General features: G+C 55.0%; 19 protein-coding genes. 12 read left to right on the plus strand and 7 right to left on the minus strand.

Annotated elements, in window-relative coordinates; translation table 11 throughout:
- Positions 1 to 125: 125 nt before the first annotated feature.
- The 5 genes from GOV38_RS12760 to GOV38_RS12780 form a co-directional block, all read right to left on the minus strand.
- Complete coding sequence (locus GOV38_RS12760) at positions 126 to 1,133, minus strand: Ldh family oxidoreductase (RefSeq protein WP_171208172.1); 1,008 nt, start codon at positions 1,131 to 1,133, stop codon at positions 126 to 128.
- A 49-nt stretch (positions 1,134 to 1,182) separates the two neighbouring features.
- Positions 1,183 to 1,833 carry a DUF3726 domain-containing protein gene (locus tag GOV38_RS12765; protein WP_171208173.1) on the minus strand — a complete coding sequence of 217 codons (651 nt, stop codon included), beginning with the start codon at positions 1,831 to 1,833 and terminating at the stop codon, positions 1,183 to 1,185.
- Positions 1,830 to 3,521 carry a hypothetical protein gene (locus tag GOV38_RS12770; protein ID WP_171208174.1) on the minus strand — a complete coding sequence of 564 codons (1,692 nt, stop codon included), beginning with the start codon at positions 3,519 to 3,521 and terminating at the stop codon, positions 1,830 to 1,832. Before GOV38_RS12770 ends, GOV38_RS12765 begins: the two co-directional genes overlap by 4 nt.
- Positions 3,522 to 3,590: 69 nt before the next feature.
- On the minus strand, positions 3,591 to 4,565 hold the full coding sequence (locus tag GOV38_RS12775; RefSeq protein WP_171208175.1) for a membrane dipeptidase: 975 nt from the start codon (positions 4,563 to 4,565) through the stop codon (positions 3,591 to 3,593).
- Positions 4,565 to 6,013 (minus strand): aldehyde dehydrogenase family protein, encoded by a 1,449-nt coding sequence (locus tag GOV38_RS12780; protein ID WP_171208176.1) that lies wholly within the window; start codon positions 6,011 to 6,013, stop codon positions 4,565 to 4,567. The genes GOV38_RS12775 and GOV38_RS12780 overlap by 1 nt, the downstream gene beginning before the upstream one ends.
- Positions 6,014 to 6,084: 71 nt before the next feature.
- Here GOV38_RS12780 and GOV38_RS12785 point away from each other — a divergent pair, with 71 nt between their 5' ends.
- The 7 genes from GOV38_RS12785 (at position 6,085) to GOV38_RS12815 (ending at position 10,710) form a co-directional block, all read left to right on the plus strand.
- The gene (locus GOV38_RS12785) at positions 6,085 to 7,026 is read left to right on the plus strand and encodes a LysR family transcriptional regulator (protein WP_254430466.1); all 942 of its coding nucleotides are present in this window, start codon (positions 6,085 to 6,087) and stop codon (positions 7,024 to 7,026) included.
- Between the two features lie 186 nt (positions 7,027 to 7,212).
- Positions 7,213 to 7,584 (plus strand): YciI family protein, encoded by a 372-nt coding sequence (locus tag GOV38_RS12790; RefSeq protein ID WP_171208177.1) that lies wholly within the window; start codon positions 7,213 to 7,215, stop codon positions 7,582 to 7,584.
- A 3-nt stretch (positions 7,585 to 7,587) separates the two neighbouring features.
- The gene (locus GOV38_RS12795; RefSeq protein WP_171208178.1) at positions 7,588 to 8,823 is read left to right on the plus strand and encodes an RNA polymerase sigma factor; all 1,236 of its coding nucleotides are present in this window, start codon (positions 7,588 to 7,590) and stop codon (positions 8,821 to 8,823) included.
- Between the two features lie 68 nt (positions 8,824 to 8,891).
- A complete protein-coding gene (locus tag GOV38_RS12800) occupies positions 8,892 to 9,284 on the plus strand; it encodes a VOC family protein (RefSeq protein ID WP_171208179.1) in 393 nt (130 codons plus the stop codon).
- Between the two features lie 20 nt (positions 9,285 to 9,304).
- A complete protein-coding gene (locus tag GOV38_RS12805) occupies positions 9,305 to 9,703 on the plus strand; it encodes an MAPEG family protein (protein WP_171208180.1) in 399 nt (132 codons plus the stop codon).
- Positions 9,703 to 10,047 carry a TfoX/Sxy family protein gene (locus GOV38_RS12810; protein WP_171208181.1) on the plus strand — a complete coding sequence of 115 codons (345 nt, stop codon included), beginning with the start codon at positions 9,703 to 9,705 and terminating at the stop codon, positions 10,045 to 10,047. The genes GOV38_RS12805 and GOV38_RS12810 overlap by 1 nt, the downstream gene beginning before the upstream one ends.
- Before the next feature lie 12 nt (positions 10,048 to 10,059).
- Complete coding sequence (locus tag GOV38_RS12815) at positions 10,060 to 10,710, plus strand: DUF2461 domain-containing protein (RefSeq protein WP_171208182.1); 651 nt, start codon at positions 10,060 to 10,062, stop codon at positions 10,708 to 10,710.
- A gap of 70 nt (positions 10,711 to 10,780) precedes the next feature.
- Here the strand turns inward: GOV38_RS12815 and GOV38_RS12820 are convergent, their stop codons facing one another.
- The gene (locus GOV38_RS12820) at positions 10,781 to 11,503 is read right to left on the minus strand and encodes a response regulator transcription factor (RefSeq protein WP_171103260.1); all 723 of its coding nucleotides are present in this window, start codon (positions 11,501 to 11,503) and stop codon (positions 10,781 to 10,783) included.
- A complete protein-coding gene (locus tag GOV38_RS12825) occupies positions 11,484 to 12,683 on the minus strand; it encodes a sensor histidine kinase (protein ID WP_254430467.1) in 1,200 nt (399 codons plus the stop codon). Before GOV38_RS12825 ends, GOV38_RS12820 begins: the two co-directional genes overlap by 20 nt.
- A 200-nt stretch (positions 12,684 to 12,883) precedes the next feature.
- On the opposite strand from GOV38_RS12825, the gene GOV38_RS12830 reads away from it, so the two are divergent.
- The 5 genes from GOV38_RS12830 to GOV38_RS12850 are packed head-to-tail and all read left to right on the plus strand — an operon-like array spanning position 12,884 to position 18,136.
- Positions 12,884 to 13,897 (plus strand): substrate-binding domain-containing protein, encoded by a 1,014-nt coding sequence (locus tag GOV38_RS12830; protein WP_171103264.1) that lies wholly within the window; start codon positions 12,884 to 12,886, stop codon positions 13,895 to 13,897.
- A gap of 15 nt (positions 13,898 to 13,912) precedes the next feature.
- A complete protein-coding gene (locus GOV38_RS12835) occupies positions 13,913 to 15,385 on the plus strand; it encodes a sugar ABC transporter ATP-binding protein (protein WP_254430468.1) in 1,473 nt (490 codons plus the stop codon).
- On the plus strand, positions 15,382 to 16,305 hold the full coding sequence (locus tag GOV38_RS12840; RefSeq protein ID WP_171208184.1) for an ABC transporter permease: 924 nt from the start codon (positions 15,382 to 15,384) through the stop codon (positions 16,303 to 16,305). The genes GOV38_RS12835 and GOV38_RS12840 overlap by 4 nt, the downstream gene beginning before the upstream one ends.
- Entirely contained in the window at positions 16,305 to 17,240 is a 936-nt protein-coding gene (locus GOV38_RS12845) for an ABC transporter permease (protein ID WP_171103270.1), read from the plus strand. The genes GOV38_RS12840 and GOV38_RS12845 overlap by 1 nt, the downstream gene beginning before the upstream one ends.
- A complete protein-coding gene (locus GOV38_RS12850) occupies positions 17,237 to 18,136 on the plus strand; it encodes an SMP-30/gluconolactonase/LRE family protein (RefSeq protein WP_171208185.1) in 900 nt (299 codons plus the stop codon). The genes GOV38_RS12845 and GOV38_RS12850 overlap by 4 nt, the downstream gene beginning before the upstream one ends.
- Positions 18,137 to 18,286 lie beyond the last annotated feature (150 nt).

The raw sequence follows: 18,286 nt of genomic DNA on the forward strand, positions 1-18,286 counted from the left end.
TTGAAGGAAATTGCACTCGAGAATTAAGCGCCAGGGAAAGACCAGAGAGGCGGCAGTTGAATACCGCCTTTCGCAAGTTTTTGTGCAACTAGCGTACGCGTTGACAGAGCTTGTCTGAAACGAAGTCAGACCAGCGCGCGTACCTTTTCAAGAATAGCGGAATTCACCGCAACACCTTCGGTCGACGCGCGTTCGCGACACTTCCGGCGCCAATCGCCTGGCAGTCGCGCACCGTCTTGAGCACGAAACGAGCCAATCAAATCCGATAACCTTTCTTGAAATAGACCGCCCGATGTAGCCTGCGGGTCAATTGCAATGAAAAACTGACCGGTTTTCGGTGGGCCGCCTTCGGTGCCCGAGAATGGGCTGGCGACAGAGCCTAGATTTGCACCAGTCATAGCCGCAGCCATCAGCTCGACGGTCAATGCGATTCCGACACCCTTGTAGCCACCAGACGGCACCATAGAACCCTTTAAGCCAGCCGCAGCATCTGTGGTGGGCTGACCTTCTACATCCAGGACCCAACCTTCTGGCACCGGTTTGCCCTCACGCGCGTGTTTCATGACTTCGCTTTTTGCGATTGTGCTGGCGGACTGGTCAATCAACAGAGCCGGATTGCCATCTGCGTCAGGAACAGAAATCGAAATTGGGTTTGTTCCTAATACGGGCTTGGCGCCGCCCGAAGGAGCGATGGATGCAGGAGCATTTGTGAACCCGATACCCATCAAGCCCGCTTGAGCGATGCGTTGGGTGTGAATGCCCAGAACTCCGCAATTGTAGGAATTGTTGATTGCCAATACGGCCACCCCTTGTTCGCGTGCCAGTGGGATCAAGCTTTCAAAACCCAAATTTATTGCGCGATGGGCAAATCCGGTTGCTGCGTCTACTGCGACCACAGCGGGGCGTGGACGTGATATCAAGGGTTCGGCCAACCCGTCTACTTTGCCGCACTCAACATGCTGCGCGTAGATCGGGATATAAGCAAGACCGTGAGAGGCGACGCCATCTGCCTCGGTCATTGCCGTCGCAACTGCAAGCGGGCGCGCGTTTTCCTCGGACGTTCCCGCTTTGACAAGCGCTTGAAAGGCCAAATCTTCGATTTCGGACAGAGACAGGGTTTCAGTGGCAATCATGGTCGTTTCCTGTTCATCGTTTTGTTTCTTTTCTGGGAGGAGCGCGTTGTCAGTCGTTGTCGTTCCGGCTGCTACCCGCACCGAGTTGTCGGCTTTCTTCGGTAGCAGGCGCATAGGTTCGATGGGCGAATGCGCTGAGCTTGCTCCAGCTTCTATCGGACACACGAGCCCTTAGCATTGGCTCTTGTCGATGCTTCAACTCGGCGGGTATTGAAAACACCATCTTGGCCGTGTGGCGCGCTTCCAGCGCCTTGGGGTCGCCTTCTACACAAATCGCTGATCCATCTGCCACTAGCCGAGCATTCTGCCACTCGGCTGCAACCGAGACCCCAAGAGTTGACGCGACCGCACCGACGGATGGCACTGCCAGCAATGGAAGGTCGACATTTTCGAGGGTGATCGTCCGGCGAGATAAAAGGCGGGCCGCACAGTCGCTCACCGAGGCATTCGCGATCAGGGGGCTCATCCGGCCAATCGGCGCAGACCAAGTTTCCGCCTCCAGCGAGACAGGAGATACATCAAGAATTGGAAGCGCGTCGTGCATCTCAAGCAGATCGACCAACAGGTTAACACCCGGAAAGCCATAGGCGGACAGCCAGCGTGTGGTTTTACCAGCCTCTTCAGCCAAACCCCATGGCAGACCCGCACCACGCGCGGCACGTTTGCTCATGGTTTCGATTTCGTTCAGCGAATGGCTCATGCAGTCGTCTCGGTCGAGTTTGGAAAAACCCAAAAGTCGGCGTTTGCTTGCGAGAGCTCATAGGGAAGCGGGGCGTTTCCATACATGCAAATGCGAACCCATCGATCCGATCGCGGGTCGAATTTGGTCGCGCCGAAAAAGGAAAGTTTGCAGCGTAGCATGTCGATGGGCAACATGCTGTTAGAGATCGTATTGTCGCGAATTTCCGCATAGGGTGAGGACCCTGCAACTTGAATACGACGCAAGGTATGCCGGTGTTCCGGATTCTCTAGCAAGAAATCGGCCACTTCCGCTTCGTCGGGCCAATGCGTCAACGCTTGATAGAGCACTGCAGCATCGCGACCGGGCGCCAAAGGCTGTTCATACTCTTCGATTGGTTCTTCAAATCGTTGGCCCAGACGAGGTTCTTGCTTTTCCTCCGAAATGTACCAAGCGCGGGCCATGTTGGTCGGAACCGTCCAATCCGTATCAATGGCCCAACGGTAGACATCCTCCAAAACGGCGCGAAGGCTGCCGATTTGCGTCGCGCCGGCAATGAGGGCAACAGGCTCGTCATCTGAAGCCATGGCTTTGGCGAATTTATCGACCAAAGCTCCGTAGGGTTCCAGAATCAGTGAGGCGATCCATTCTTGCCCCTCCAGCGACAAGGCTGCTTCCGACCAGGAATACAACGCGTCCCAGGGCTGTTTCATGCTGAGGTCGGTGCGCGACAGATAGCCCTTTACCAAAGCGATGTCCTTGCCGAGCACCGCTAGCTTTTCAATTTGAACTGGGTGCTGAGACTGCCACGATTCAATAAGTTGGATGTTACGCAGCAGAATGTCATGGAACTGCGCTATTTCTTCGTCCCGTGCCCATTTGACATTGCGCACAGCCTGTATGGCGTCTTCACGCGCGGTTATCCAGTTATTGAACAGTCGCGGATGGTTTAGCAAGAACGGTGCCATACCCAATCCGGTTGAATTGCCGATGCCTATTGAACGCGCGATTCCCGCATCTAATTCAGCGGCTTGTGTGCCGCTCAATGCCGCCCGCGCTTTGGCCATGTGCTGCACCAAATCAACTACGAACCAACGCGTGAGATAGACCGACAGCATTTCGACCTGGAACGGAGCGCGAAACTCGGGTCGGTCTGCAATCATTTCCCGGTCGGCGGCTCCCAGTTTGCCTGACCCATAGACTGCGGTGGTACGCATCAAATAGCCCACCGCAGCTATTTTTTCGTACGACGGTTGGCGACCTTCGGCTAATTCGTTGACCACATGCTCCCAAAGGCGAACGGATCTATTGGCTCGAGAAACGGACAGCTCGGTTTCAGATACGCGTCCGGCCTCCTGCACAGGAATATTGTGCGAAAGACGTTCGATATCGTCGGCGGTCGGAACGCCATCAAATAATGTAAAAGTGGCATCCCATGCTTCTGCGATCACTCTATCGGATCGCTTCTCCGGCGGTAAATCATGTGCATAGGCAATCAGCGAATAAGACCGATCGGGCCCGTGGGCGGTATAGATCGCGTGCCCAACACCCGTCGAGTCAATGTCGAATGCTGCCCTTTCAAACCGCCAGTTTTCCCGAGCCAAGCGCCGGGTCAGGATTCGCATGAATGAAAGACGTGACTGATGCATCGAGCCAAGCCGGGCCAGGCGCATTACGATGTTCGGATCACGACGGGAAACGTCTGCCATTCGGTCTTGCCTCTTCAGGTCGGTTACCATTCTCTCCAATTGGTATTCAAACGTATCGTTGGTCCTTGGTCAGGAGCTTGGCTTGAAACTGTGCTCGAAGAAACGATACCAGTTCGCGCCCATTATCCCGGCGACTTCTGTGTCGTTCATGCCCGTTGCACGCAAGCCAGCGGCGATGTTGCCAAAGTCGCGATTGTCTTTGAACCAGTTAGGCATCGGTGGGAAACCGGGTGCCGAGGCCGAGCCTTCACCATAATCTATTTCTTTGGTCCAGCGACCGACACGCATCCATTCGACGACGCTGTCTGGCTGATCCTGACACAGGTCCGTGCCGATCCCCAGATGCTGGACACCATATTTTTCGGCAGTACGAGCGATCATTTCACAAAAGCTTTCCACGGTGCAGGCGGATTTATCCTTCAGGTGATGAGGATAGACCGAAAAGCCCAGCATCCCACCCTTTTCCGTGACCGCCTGGATTACGTCATGGCGTTTGTTGCGCAAGGCCGGGGCCCAGTCATATGGGTTGGCATGGGTAATCGCGATTGGTCGCTCGGAAAGCTCTGCAGCCTCAATTGTAGAGCGGTCTGCGGAGTGGCTCATATCGACCACCAGGCCGACGCGGTTCATCTCTTTAATGACCTGTTTGCCCATTCGTGTGATGCCTGTGTCATCGGCTTCATAGCATCCGGTCGCCAGCAGGGACTGGTTGTTATAGGTCAGTTGCATAAATCGCGCACCCAGATCATGCAGGACTTCAACCAAGCCGATATCATCTTCGATCGGGGACGGGTTCTGGAACCCGAAGAACACAGCCGTCCGACTGGTTTCCCGCGCGATATCGATATCGCTGGCCCAGCGGCCTTTCATGATCAGGTCCGGATATTGTTCGAACCAGCGATTCCACTTCTCGAAATTCAGAACCGTCTCGCGGAAATTCTCGTGATACGAGATCGTGACATGGATCGCGTCGACGTCCCCCTGGCGCAATTGCCGAAAGATCTTTTCAGACCAGTTCGCATATTGCAGCCCGTCGATCAGCATCACACAGGTCCCGCGCTGATATAGGCAGTCTTGACGGTCGTATAGAATTCAGCAGCGGCTTTACCCTGTTCCCGCGGCCCGTAAGAGCTGTCGCCGCGACCGCCGAACGGCACGTGATAATCCGTGCCTGCCGTGGGCAGGTTCACGGTGACAACACCGGTACGCGCGTTACGGCGGAAGTGCGTGGCACGGGCCAATGACTTGGTCACAATGCCCGAGGTCAGGCCAAAGTTGGTGTCGTTGACGACGCTCAGCGCCTCGTCATAACTGCCGACCCTGATCACGCTGGTCAGCGGTGCAAACATTTCTTCTCGGTTGATGCGCATTGCGTTGTCGGTGTTCAGGAACACGCCTGGTGACATATAGAAACCTTCGTGAGGCATATCCAGACGAACACCTCCACAAGCCAGTTCTGCGCCTTCGGACTTGCCCAGATCGACATAAGCCAGGTTCTCAGCCAACTGCTGCTGGCTGACGACGGGACCCATTTGCGTACCTTCTTCCAGCGCGTGGCCTACTTTCATCGCTTGAGCACCTGCCACCAGTTTCTCGGCAAACGCATCGTGAATGCGATCATGCACAACAAGGCGGGACGACGCAGTGCATTTCTGACCAGTTCCGCCAAACGCGCCACCCAAGGCCAGTGACACCGCCAGATCCAGATCGGCGTCATCCATGACGGCCAAAGCGTTTTTGGAGCCCATCTCCATCTGCACTTTCGTCAGGTTCTGAATGGCAGCGGTGGCAATTCCCTTTCCGACCGGGACAGACCCGGTGAAGGAAATCGCGTCTACTTTGGGGCTCTCGACCAAAGACTGTCCGACCGAACCGCCTGAACCCATGACGAGGCTGAACAAACCTTTTGGGATGTCCTGCTTCTCGATGATCTCGGTCAAGGCCACAGCTGAGGCTGGTGTGATATTGGCAGGCTTCCAGACTACCGCGTTGCCGTAACATAGCGCAGGGGCAATCTTCCAAGAGGCGGTCGCAGTCGGGAAATTCCACGGACTGATGATCGCGACAACACCCACGGCTTCGCGGCGCACATCTACCTCGATATCGGGACGCACGGAATCGGCGTTCTCGCCGATCTGACGCAGGCACTCGGCGGCATAGTAGGTAAAGAACTGCCCCGCGCGGAAAACTTCGCCTTTTCCTTCGGCTAATGGTTTGCCTTCTTCACGGCTGAGCAAGGTGCCCAGTTCTTCGGCGCGGGCCATCATCTCATTGCCGATAGCGTTCAGAACGGATTGCTTACGCTCCAGCCCATAGGCTGCCCATTCTTGCTGGGCGATGCGGGCCTGATCCAAGGTCTTTTGCAATTGATCCGTGCTAGCCTGCGCAAATACACCAATCAGATCGGTCAGATCGGAAGGGTTACGGTTTTCGATGACACTGTCACCGATGACCCATTCACCAGCTATTAGGTTCTTTTGAACGTCAGCCACGGCTGTTTCCCCACAAAAAATCGTTTGTTGGGGTATGGACTCCAATTAGGGCGTCAATCAAACTAAAATTATTGAAAAAAATTTCAACAAATCTGAAATCCGCCGAGATGACACTCAAAATAGAAATGCTTCGCGGCTTTGTCGCAGTTGCTCGCTATGGGAACCTGACCGACGCAGCCATGACACTGAAACGGACACCTTCAGCCCTTTCAATGATGCTGAAACAGTTCGAAACGCATCTAGGAGAACCGCTGTTTGAGACAGATCGAAAGAACAAGCTCACCGCGCTGGGAGAGTTTGTGTTCGAGCAAGCGGAAAAGGAATTACTGCATTTCGATAGCACGGTACGCGCCATCGAGAATTTTGCAAATTCGAAAATTGGACAGGTAAAAATAGCCACGGTTCCTTCCATAGCTGCGACGATTATCCCTCGAGCGTTTGCCAGAAATATCGGGGGCTACCAAAATGTTAGGATTGATCTGAGAGACATGGATTCGAAGTCGGTTCGACACGAGCTGCTTCGTGATCGCATCGATATCGGCATTGCCACTTTGGGGGCCAATGTTCCCGGCCTGCATGGTCAGGTTTTGCTTACTGACAGGTTTGGTGTGCTGTTACCGGTCGACCATCCGCTGGCTAACACCACGAGTCCCATAGGTTGGGACGCATTGAGGTCGCAGAACTTAATTGCAAACAGTCTTTCAGAAAGTATCCCTGCCAAAGAAGCGGCGGAGCTTCACGCCAGGTCGCTGTTTTCTGCCCACAACATTACCTCAATCCTTGGGATTGTTCGAGCCGGGATTGGCATCACAATCCTACCTGAACTTGCAGCGATTTCAGCGGTGCAGTGGAATTTGGTTTTTCGCCCGCTCGCAGATGAGACTGCCAAAAGGCAGATTCACATCTTGCGCAAAGCTGGTGCGGTCTTGTCCCCCGCCGCGCGCAGGTTAGAGAACGACATTCTGGAAACGGCTGAAGATTTCGTCAAAGAGCGGCTCAGTCGCAGTTCGTGAGTTTGATGCCTTGCTTTTCCGGCTGTTCGATAACGTTTTCAAGCTTCGAGTAGTTCTTTGCTGCGCTGTTGGGTGCTGTATGACATGGACCCCTATAGCGTGGCGTAGACAAATAGATATCGTTTGATGTCGGATTTGCAGGATTCGGAGCGTCCTTGCAGTGTACCAACATTTAAGGAGGTTAGAATGATATTCGCGATCACAATTTATGGCGAAGCCGGAGTGTTTGAAGCTCTTCCAAAAGAGCGTCAGGACGAGGTGCTTGGTGGGCATACCGCGCTACAGGAGGTTTTGGCGCAGCGGGGAGAGTTTATTTCGATCAAGCTGATGCCGCCGACTTCGGCTGTGATGGTTGAAGCAGCGGGGAACACAGGTGCGGCGCCCCTGATCACGGACGGCCCGTTTTCCGAGACGAAAGAGAGCTTTCTTGGCTTCTATGCCGCTGAATTCAAGGATCTTGATGAGGCTTTGGAATATGCAAAGATGATCTCTTCTCCGGTTGCGCGGCTTGAGGTGCGCCCTGTCGCCTGGGCAGGTGGCGCCATTTCTTCGGAATAGCAAATGTCGGACTGGCTTGAGGCCACATTCGTCCAACAACGCCCCCGCGCGATCGCGGCTCTGACGCGGGTGTTCCGGGATATAGATCTGGCCGAAGAGGCTTTTGCCGATGCCTGTGTAAAGGCCCTCACGGTCTGGTCGCAGGATGGTGCGCCTCGTGATCCGTTGGCTTGGCTTCTGACAACGGCGCGGAACGCTGGTTTGGATCGTTTGCGCAAATCCCGGCGGCGCGCAGAGATCCTGTCGCGCCATACCGAGGAATTTCAGCCGATGCCCGCAGAAACACCCGATCCGGACGAGTTGCGAGATGATGTCTTGCGCTTGCTGTTCATCTGCTGTCACCCCGAACTGGACCGGCGGGATCAGATTGCCATAGCGTTACGCGTTGTTGCGGGCCTGAGCGTTGAAGAAATCGCGCGAGGCTTTTTGGTCAAACCCAAAACGATGGAGCAGCGGATCACGCGGGCCAAAAAGAAAATTCTGAGCAACCGGGTTGCTTTTGAAACTCCAAGCCCAGCCGAGCGCGGGACGCGGCTGGGTGAAGTGTCGTTGATGATCTACCTGATGTTCAACGAAGGCTGGTCGACCTCGGCGGGCCCAACGCAGATGAAACTGACCCTGTGCGAAGAATCGATCCGGCTGGCCCGCTTGCTTGTGGACCTGTTTCCGGCCATGGGCGAGCAAGCGGCTTTGTTGTCTTTGTTGTTGCTTCAGCATGCGCGGCGACGTGCGCGGATAGACGAGGTGGGAAAGCTTGTCGCTCTTGATGATCAGGATCGAAACTTGTGGGATGGCCCCAACATTGCCGAAGCCATGGGATTGCTGCAAAAAGCACAAAGGACCGGTCATCATGGGATTTATGTCATTCAGGCGGCAATCGCTGCGGCGCATGCCCGTGCAAGGTCACACGAGGATACTGACTGGACGCTGATCGAAAGCCACTACGCGGCGCTCTATGCACTGCAGCCAACACCGGTGGTCCGGCTTAATCAGATCGCTGCACAAGCCAAAATCCACGGTCCTCACCATGCGCTTGAGGCACTTGAGGCTTTGGAACAGGACCTGTCCGGTTATCGATGGTTTCATGCGATGCGGGGTGGGTTGTTGCAGGAAACGGGTGATCACCGGGCGGCCATTGACGCCTTTGAGACGGTGTTGACCCTTGCGCCAACTGAACCGGAACGTGTTGTGATTAAAGACAAAATCAGGATCAGCCAAAAAATGTTGGATGAGATGTAGGTCGGCTTTCGGCTCGCGCGTCCTTGGATCAGACCCGCATGTGGCGGGCGCAACCAAGGGAGATACCCATGAGTATTCTTGAAATGACTACAGTCGGCAACTCAGGTTGGATCGGACATTCCGGCCCCGATCAGAACAAGGCGAAGTCCTTCTATCGTGATGTCCTGGGCTGGACGATCAACGATATGCCGATGCAGGACGGATCCAGCTATTCCGCAGCCGTAGTGGGCGAGACGGCGATTGGAGGGTTTTCTCCTATGCCCGAGGACCAGGGCAGCTGGACGATCTTTTTCACTGTAGCCGATGTGGACGCAAGTGTTGATACGGCCAAGGCCAAAGGTGCCACGGTGGTTCAGCCGGCAATGGATATGCCCGGGGTCGGGCGGATGGCCACGCTGACCGACCCGCAAGGTGCCCGGTTCGCACTGATTACTTATGAAAGCATGGCTTCACAGGCATAGCGCAGAAGAGGAGCGATCAGATGGAACAGCTTCCCCAAATCGCATTGGGGTTCACCGCAGTTTTTGTGTTGATGAGTATTCCAATGGCGCTTGCCGTTGGTGTGCGCCGCAGTAAAACCGGGATACTTCTGCTGCATGGTACGGATGATGACCTGCTCAGGCTGATGCGTGCGCATGGAAATTTTGTCGAATATGTCCCGCTTGCGTTGCTGGCGCTTGCCGGAGCCGAAATTGTTGGAACCGCCCCCTGGCTGGTCTGGCTTTGTGGTGGGGCTTTGTTGCTTGCCCGCCTGATCCACTATTTCAGTCTGCGTTCTGCACCAGATGGGAAGGGGCGGGCGGTCGGTGCGGCGCTAACTACACTCACCATGCTGGTGCTGGCACTGGCCATCCTCTGGCATCTTGTCGTGGCCGGCTGATGCCTGTTGATCAAGCTCTCAACGCTCGCATACGTGACGCTCTGGCCACGTGTGCGGGTATCTCGGAAAAACAGATGATGGGTGGTCAGTGCTTCTTTTTGAACGGTAACATGCTGTGTGGTGCACGACTACATAAGGATGGTGTTGGCCGGTTCATGTTTCGAGTTGGCAAAGCGAATGAAAGCTTGGCTTTACAGGACGTAAGCGCCCAACCGGTGATCCACGGGGGCCGCAAACTTGGGGGTTTCGTGACCGTAAACGCCGCCGAATGTGACGGTCCCTCGCTCGACCGATGGCTAGAGCTTTGTCTAGGTCATGCCGCCGCGCTTCCGGCGAAGAGTTGAATGGAGTTTTTGATGACACGATTTGACAGTTTCAAGCCTGAAGCGCTGGTCTTTCTTAAGGATCTGAAGGCCAATAAAAACAAAGATTGGTTTACATCGCACAAGGCTGTTTACGAGGCCCAAATAAAGGGCCCCGGTCAGGACTTTGCTGCAGACATGTGCGCAGCGTTGCAAGAGTTGACTGGACGTCCGCACAGCAGCAAGATCTTTCGAATCTATCGCGATGTCCGGTTCTCCAAAGACAAAACACCCTATAACGCGCATCTGCATATCGCTTTCAAACCTGAAGAAACTGCGGCTCAACCGCCGATGTGGTTTTTTGGCCTTTCACCTGAAAAACTGTCTCTAGGCTGTGGAGTTTTTCAATATGAAAGACAGGCGCTGGCCGAGTTTCGTAAAGCGATGGCTGGGCCAAAAGGGGCTGAGCTGATCCAGCTTACTGACCGGATGCGCAATGAAGGTTTCAGGGTGGGTGAGCCCGAGCTGCAACGAGTTCCTGCAGGTTTTGAAAAAGGTCACCCAAATAAAGACGCTCTGCGGCGGAAGGGATTTAGCGTGTGGAATGACACCCAGACGCCTGGTTTTGCAACCGAGCCAAAGCTTGTGGCGCGTACGATAGCGGTGTTTTCGCAGTTAATGCCTGTTTTCCGGTTGCTTACCTGATTTGACCAGCAAGCAGTTGTTGGCGATTGGTCTTCGACCAAACCCCTTTTTTGGCCGGATGGCGCAGTCTTTACTTTGCGCGTTGACGGCTCATCCAAAGTTGCAAGTCACGGTCGGCCTCTTCGAGAATCTCGGAATTGATCAGCTTACGGATCAGGGCATTCGTGACTGTGCGCATTCGTTTATTCAGACCAATCCCGCAATCGCTATCAGGATCTTCGCCTAGCTTTTCGTATAGCGTCGTGAGCCTGTTCTGTACGGTGCGCAATGATAACCCGCGTCTTTCTGCGATGGCCTTGTCCGGCAGGCCGATGGCGACATCCAGAAGGATGGCATGCTCGACTTCTGTCAACGCGTCAGGAGACCGTATTTGTGAGCTTTGGAGCGAGTGAACCTCGCGGTCGATCATCACCTGTCCTTCGAAAAGCACAGCTCGTAAGGCAAGTGCCAGACGTTCTGACGACGCGGTCTTGAGCACATAGCCATAGGCCGCCGCGTCCGGTACGATCCGCGAAATGCCGCGCAGATAGGCTTCATCCGAATAGTTCGACCAAAACAGCACGCGCGTATCGGGACGTTCGCCCCAGATAACGCGCGCCGCGTCGATGCCGCTGCGATCCTTCATCCGAAGATCCATCACGACCGCGGGTATTTGTTCTGCACGCGCCAGCGTCTCGGCTTCGCGACCGTCCTGGGCAACGTCCACGCGGGCAGATGAACCGAATGTCGCAGTGATTTGGTCGCGCAAATACGCGAGGTGCATTTTGTCGTCTTCAACCAAAAGAATGTGCATGTCTCAACTCCGACAGAATTTCCGGCTCAAGACGAATTCCAATTTCGGTTCCGTCTTTATCTTTGACTTCAAATGACGCTCCGATGAGCTGAGCACGCGTCTGCATATGGTTAATCCCTCCCAACCGAGCGTCAACTCGCGCTTTGAACGACCCGTTGTCGCGAATGGTCATAGCCAAAGTGCCTTCGGGTGATTGGCTGACAAGAACGTTGATTTGGGAAGCTTGGGCGTGGCGCAATGTGTTATTGATCGCTTCTTGCGCTATCCGGAAAAGCGCTGTTCTCACGGTATCGCGCAGCTTGTCAATCTCGCCATTGGTTTGATCCTCATACTGGAAGGTAAGACCAGCCACCGCGCCGCCAGCGCTTTCAAAATGCGACCGCACCGCTTCTTCGAAACCAAACAATTCCAGAATAGAGGGGATCGAACTGTCTATAATCTCGCGCAGATGCTGGATGCATGCGTGCATGTCGCTGCGCAGGTCCGCTGTTTCAGATTCGGTCATTTCAGGTGTAAGACGGCGCGCCAGCCGCGTAAGTTCGGCCAGAGTCTGATCATGCAGATCCATACCTATGCGCTGTCTTTCAGCTTCCAGCGCGTGGGTAAGGCGCAAGGCCCCAACCCTTAATCCTTCTTGCTTGCTTTCTGCGCGGGCGCGTCTGACAGCCTGCCGCCGGGCATCTTCCGAAGATCGCAAAGCAAAGAAATAGGGTGCCAGGATATCAGCCAGGATCTTGACCTTTTGCAGATTTTCTTCGGTGTAATAGTCAACCTGGCGCGACGAACAATTGAGTGCACCGACAGTGCGACCGAGGACTTTCATCGCGACATTGATACGGCTTCGCAACCCGTGTTGAGTAATCGGCCCACTTATTGCACCTGGAAAAATGTAACGAGAATCCTTGGTGGCATCCCCCGATAGCATCGAGTCTGTCTTTCCCAGCAGTACATCGCGGACCGGAGACCGAGACACCAACGTCCGTCTGGTGCTCCAGAACGTGCTCAAACCCACTTCATAGGAACGATTGGTGCGATTGGCCTCGTCCATCAGACAAATGTCCAGATGGTCTACGGTGATAATCTTGTCGATCTCGGCCTTGACCGCCCGCAACGCAGATTGAATGTCGACCTCACCAGCAAGGTGGTTCGAAATGCGTAGGAAATACTCAAGCTCGGACACATGCATTCTCCTCCCGATACCAAGCTTAGACGAAAGCTTACCCTGGGTCTTGCGTTTCACCTCATGGGTTTTGCGGGAAACCGCAATTGACCTGCGACTGCTACCCTGATGCTGGCGGGCGATTGCCGCTAGCTTTGGCCTGACGCGAGGAGGCGTTAGGAAGAATTTCTGCGGCTTCGACCGCACATGGGAGGAACATGATGAAGACGATTGCCAAACTGTTTACGGTTACAGCTGCCTTGGCGATGACCACAGCTTTGCCCGTTGCGGCTGATACATCGGGAAAGAGTATTGCGCTTTCCAATAACTATGCGGGCAACAGTTGGCGTCAGGCTATGCTCGAAAGCTGGTCCAAAGTCACGGGCGCTGCGGTGGCCGATGGGGTTGTGAAGGCTGCGGATGCGTTTACCACGTCTGAAAACCAAGCCACTGAACAAGCGGCCCAGATACAAAACATGATCTTGCAGGGTTATGATGCGATCGTTCTGAACGCTGCATCGCCAACCGCGATCAACGGTGCCGTGAAAGAGGCCTGCGATGCAGGTATCACGGTTGTATCCTTTGACGGGATCGTCACTGAACCCTGTGCATGGCGCATCGCGGTGGATTTCAAGCAAATGGGTCGAAATCAGGTGAAATACCTGGCCGAACGCTATCCTGACGGCGGCAACCTGCTGGAAATCCGTGGCCTGGCTGGCGTGTTTGTTGACGATGAAATCAGCGCAGGCATTCACGAAGAGGTCGCGAACACCAATTTCGAAATCGTCGGGTCGGTTCACGGTGACTGGGCACAAGATGTCGCGCAGAAAGCTGTGGCTGGCATTCTGCCCAGCTTGCCCGAGTTGACGGCGGTTGTGACTCAGGGCGGCGACGGATATGGCGCTGCGCAGGCGATTGCTGCAGCCAATCGTCCGACACCCACCATCGTGATGGGCAACCGTCAGGACGAACTTGCCTGGTGGGCCGAGCAGAAGGCCGCAAACGGGTATGAGACCACGTCGCTCTCCATCGCACCTGGGGTTAGCACATTGGCCTTTTGGGTGGCGCAACAGATCCTGGATGGTGCCGATGTTCCGAAAGATCTGACAGTGCCGTTCCTGACCATCGAACAGGACGGATTGGAAGCCGCGCTTGAAACGACACCGGTCGGTTCTGTTGCCAATGTGGAGTATTCTCTGGAAGACGCGAAGGCCGTCATCGACGCCAGCCAATAGTCCCGAGGGCATATTTTGACAGACCTCAACACAAGACCCGGCGCCGCAGTGGCGCCGGTTGTATCGCTTGACGGCGTACATATGTCGTTCGGACCTGTGCACGCATTGGTCGATGCGCGATTTGAACTTTGGCCGGGTGAATGCGTCGGCCTTGTCGGACATAACGGGGCGGGCAAGTCCACGTTGGTCAATGTGATCAACGGGCGCCTCACTCCAACCCAGGGTAAAGTCCGGTATTCCGGCCACGGCGGTCAATTCGACGCGGCCACTGGTGCTCAAGAAGCCGGTATCAGGAGTGTATTCCAGGAACTGTCTCTCTGCCCAAATCTTACCGTCTTGGAGAACCTGCGCATCCCGTATCGCAACATGCCGCGCAAGGCGTGGCGCCGGGAAGCGCGGCGCATGGTGCTGGCGGCGTTGGACGAAGTTTTCCCGGATCACGGGATATCGGCTGATGCAGTTGTCGGCGATCTCAGCATTGCGGAACGGCAGATGGTTGAAATCGCCATTGCTTTCGCCGAGCGAGATACTGAACCGGCATTGGTGATCCTGGACGAGCCGACATCGTCACTGGATGCCGCCATCGCGCAGCAATTGCTGAGCCATATCAAAAAATTCTGTGCGGCAGGCGGCACGATTATCTTTATCTCGCACCTGTTGGGCGAAATCTTTGAGGTCGCCACGCGTATTCTGGTGATGAAAGACGGTCGCGTGACGCAGGACAAACAGGCCAATGCCTTTACCCGCGACAGCTTGGTCGATGCCATGGGCCATGTTGTCGAAACCTCAGGTCGTACGCAAAGTGCAAGGCAACGCCGGGCGGTTGGAGAAGAAGTTGCCAGGCTCAACAATGGCATGACGGTTCACGCAGGCGAGATTGTGGGCCTTGCCGGGCTTGCCGGGCACGGGCAGGCCGAGGCACTGGCACGGTTCTACATGTCTCGTGCTTCCGTCTGGCGCAGTTCTAAGACCCCCGAAGTGGCCTTTGTCGCGGGTGACCGCACCCGTGATGGTGTGATGCCTTTGTGGTCGATCCTGAAGAACCTCAGCCTGATGACGCTGCGCGAGTTCAGCCAAAACGGTTTGGTCAATCGCAGCGAAGAAGACAGGCTCTATGAAACTTGGAAAGAGCGGATCAAAATCAAGGCCAATAACCCGCTGGACCCGATCCTGTCGCTGTCTGGCGGCAACCAGCAGAAAGTGCTCTTTGCCAAAGCTCTGGCTTCGTCGGCGCCGATAGTGATCATGGATGACCCGATGCGCGGCGTCGATATCGGCACCAAGAAAGAGGTCTATTCCATGATCCGTGCCGAGGCTGACACTGGGCGCAGCTTTCTTTGGTATTCGACTGAAACAGAAGAAGTGCTGGAATGCGACCGGGTCTATGTTTTTCGCGATGGTGAGATTTCGGCCGAGCTGACAGGTGACATGATCACCGAGGAAAACCTGCTGCGCGCTTCGTTTGAGTTACAGGAGGCCACTGCGTGACACGGGATCAACTTCGTATCCTGCTGCCAGTGCTGTCACTGGCCGTTTTGTTGGCCGCGGTGTTCTATCTGCAGCCCCGAGCGATGAGCTATTTCGGCCTGAACCTGCTCTTCAACCTCGCGATACCGGTCGCTTTGGCGACTATTGCGCAGATGATGATCATCATGGTCAACGATATCGACCTGTCGATCGGCACATTTGTCAGTTTCTGCGCCTGTGTCACAGCAACCTTTGTCCATGACACGCCGCTGTTGGGCTATTCCATTCTTGCCATTGCGATCCTGGCTTATTCTGCCATCGGGGCTGTGATCCATGCCCGGGGTTTGCCTGCGATTGTCGTGACATTGGGGATGTCCTTTGTTTGGTCCGGCCTTGCCGTTCTGATTTTGCCGTCACCTGGCGGTGCATCGCCAGAATGGTTGCAGACATTGATGAAATCCAAACCGCCTCTGGTGCCTATGGCAATCATCGCTGCCACCTTGATCGCTCTTGTGACGCATCTTTTCGTAAAGCGTTCGTCTTTTGGAGTTGTGCTGCAAGGCGTCGGTGGGAACGAGCGCGCTTTGGAACGTGCCGGGTGGTCGATTGTAAAACTCAAGGCGACAGCCTACGGGATCGCTGGTCTTTTTGGTGCCTTGGCCGGAATGGCTTTGGTGGGGCTGACGACATCTGCGGATGCCAACATCGCCTTGCGCTATACTTTGCTTTCGATTGCCGGCGTTATCTTGGGTGGGGGTGAGTTCACCGGTGGACGGGTCTCACCGATCGGAGCCGTGATCGGTGCTTTGACGCTGACGCTTGCCGCAAGTTTTCTGTCCTTCCTGCGCCTGTCGCCCGATTGGCAGATCGGAGCACAGGGGGCGATCCTCATTCTTGTTTTGGCAGTGCGGCTGCTGGTGTCCCGCCGGGAGGAACGCTGATGTCTGGCTTGAGTCAAAAACCGTGGATCTGGTCTTATTTGGCGGCACTTGCGGCCTTTGGCGCAACGATGATCGTCTCGGGCGGGCAGGGCGGCGGGTCGCTTTTCTTCGCGGCGCTGACCTTTGCGTCCTTTGCCGTCATCGTGGGTGTCGGGCAGATGTTTGTGATCACGCTGGGCCCCGGCAATGTTGATCTGTCCATTCCCGCCACCATGACACTGGCGGCGACACTGGCGCTCAAGTTCATGGATACCAATACAAGCCTTATGCTGCCGGGGCTTTTGATCGCACTGGGAATTGGAACAGCCTGTGGCATCTTCAATTTCGGTCTGATCCTGCTTTTGCGTATCCCGCCGATTATCGCGACGCTGTCCTCGTCTTTCCTATTTCAGTCCCTGGCCATCTGGTCCAACCGTGGGCTGCGGATCAAGCCGCCTGAACCATTGGCTGATTTTGCAACGGGTGGACTAGTGATCCCGAACCTTGCACTGGTTGCCATCGGTGTTGCTGTGGTTGCTTGGATCGTACTTGAACGCGCGATTGTGGGGCGCTGGATTCTGGCCACTGGCCAGAACATGCGAGCTGCGCAACTTAGCGGAGTACCGGTCAATGGTGTGCGCTTTGGCGTTTATGTTGCATCTGCCATCCTTGCATCACTTTCAGGGTTTCTGCTGGCGAATTTCTCGGGTGGAGCAAACCTGAATATGGGCGCCGAGTACATGTTGACCTCAATCGCTGTGGTCGTGATCGGCGGCAGTTCCATCGCGGGTGGCAATTCAAATGTGCCCGGCGTTTGTGGGGCAGCCCTGTTTATGTTCCTGTTGGTCTCAATGCTGAATAGTTATGGATTTGGGGCTGGTGCGCGACTGATCCTTACCGGAGTAATCATCATGATGGTTGTAGTCTTTGCAAGTAAACGAAAGTACGCAGCATGAAGGCCGAATATGACATCGTCGACGCTCGTTTCCTGGATTTGATCCTTCACAACGTCCAACTCATGCAACTGTCCAGCGGTCATATGTGGACCGAAGGCCCGGTTTGGGTCCCCGCGCATCAATGCTTGTATTTCTCCGACATTCCTAACCAAAGGATTCATCGTTGGACGCCGGATGGGCAGATCACAGTCTTTCGCGAAAATTCGGGATTTGCCAATGGCAACACACTAGATGCCGAAGGGAGGCTGATTACCTGCCAGCATGGGACACGCAGCGTGACCCGAACCAACCACGACGGATCGATTGAGACCCTGGCCGACAAATATGATGAAAAACCTCTGAACTCTCCGAACGACGTTGTCGTCAAAGCAGACGGCACCATTTGGTTCACCGATCCGACCTACGGGATCATGGGCAATTACGAAGGCAACCGCGCTGTCCCGGAACAAGCTGCCAGATCCGTTTTTTGCTTTGATCCAACGACCGGATCGACAAAAGCAGTCATCGACTCCTTTGCGCAGCCTAACGGGCTTGCTTTTTCTCCAGATGAGACGCGTTTGTATATCGCTGACTCCGGTGCCAGTCATGATCGTTCGGTCCCCTCAACGGTCTATGTTTGCGATGTGACCGCAGAAAATACGCTCTCTGAGCGCGCCGTATTCGCTGAAATTAAACCGGGTATACCGGATGGCTTGCGTGTCGATTGCCATGGAAACGTCTGGATTTCCTCTGCTGATAGCGTGCAGTGTTTCGATCAAGATGGAAAACTGCTTGGGCGAATTTTTGTGCCCGAGGTTGTATCCAACCTTGAATTTGGCGGCACAAGGAACACGCACTTGTTCATCACAGCAACCACCAGCCTCTATGCCATCCACGTGAACACACAGCGGTGTTGAACGAAGATGCCAGAATACAGATTTGTATCGGGTCGCCACTTCGAGTTTCAGTGACATCGCCAAAGGCAGTGTTTTGAGCTCTGTCCAGTCTAGTAGGGTCTTTACGATGTGTAAAAGCGCATATCTATCAGAACGCTACCCTCTTTGACT

Source organism: Ruegeria sp. HKCCA5839 (genome assembly GCF_013035585.1).
Lineage (GTDB): Bacteria > Pseudomonadota > Alphaproteobacteria > Rhodobacterales > Rhodobacteraceae > Ruegeria.

What these genes read in the sequence shown, in the direction of transcription:
- GOV38_RS12760 (WP_171208172.1), bottom strand. Translation starts at nt 1,133, where the DNA reads ATGATTGCCACTGAAACCCTGTCTCTGTCCGAAATCGAAGATTTGGCC.
- GOV38_RS12765 (WP_171208173.1), bottom strand. Translation starts at nt 1,833, where the DNA reads ATGAGCCATTCGCTGAACGAAATCGAAACCATGAGCAAACGTGCCGCG.
- GOV38_RS12770 (WP_171208174.1), bottom strand. Translation starts at nt 3,521, where the DNA reads ATGGCAGACGTTTCCCGTCGTGATCCGAACATCGTAATGCGCCTGGCC.
- GOV38_RS12775 (WP_171208175.1), bottom strand. Translation starts at nt 4,565, where the DNA reads ATGCTGATCGACGGGCTGCAATATGCGAACTGGTCTGAAAAGATCTTT.
- GOV38_RS12790 (WP_171208177.1), top strand. Translation starts at nt 7,213, where the DNA reads ATGATATTCGCGATCACAATTTATGGCGAAGCCGGAGTGTTTGAAGCT.
- GOV38_RS12795 (WP_171208178.1), top strand. Translation starts at nt 7,588, where the DNA reads ATGTCGGACTGGCTTGAGGCCACATTCGTCCAACAACGCCCCCGCGCG.
- GOV38_RS12800 (WP_171208179.1), top strand. Translation starts at nt 8,892, where the DNA reads ATGAGTATTCTTGAAATGACTACAGTCGGCAACTCAGGTTGGATCGGA.
- GOV38_RS12805 (WP_171208180.1), top strand. Translation starts at nt 9,305, where the DNA reads ATGGAACAGCTTCCCCAAATCGCATTGGGGTTCACCGCAGTTTTTGTG.
- GOV38_RS12810 (WP_171208181.1), top strand. Translation starts at nt 9,703, where the DNA reads ATGCCTGTTGATCAAGCTCTCAACGCTCGCATACGTGACGCTCTGGCC.
- GOV38_RS12815 (WP_171208182.1), top strand. Translation starts at nt 10,060, where the DNA reads ATGACACGATTTGACAGTTTCAAGCCTGAAGCGCTGGTCTTTCTTAAG.
- GOV38_RS12820 (WP_171103260.1), bottom strand. Translation starts at nt 11,503, where the DNA reads ATGCACATTCTTTTGGTTGAAGACGACAAAATGCACCTCGCGTATTTG.
- GOV38_RS12830 (WP_171103264.1), top strand. Translation starts at nt 12,884, where the DNA reads ATGAAGACGATTGCCAAACTGTTTACGGTTACAGCTGCCTTGGCGATG.
- GOV38_RS12845 (WP_171103270.1), top strand. Translation starts at nt 16,305, where the DNA reads ATGTCTGGCTTGAGTCAAAAACCGTGGATCTGGTCTTATTTGGCGGCA.
- GOV38_RS12850 (WP_171208185.1), top strand. Translation starts at nt 17,237, where the DNA reads ATGAAGGCCGAATATGACATCGTCGACGCTCGTTTCCTGGATTTGATC.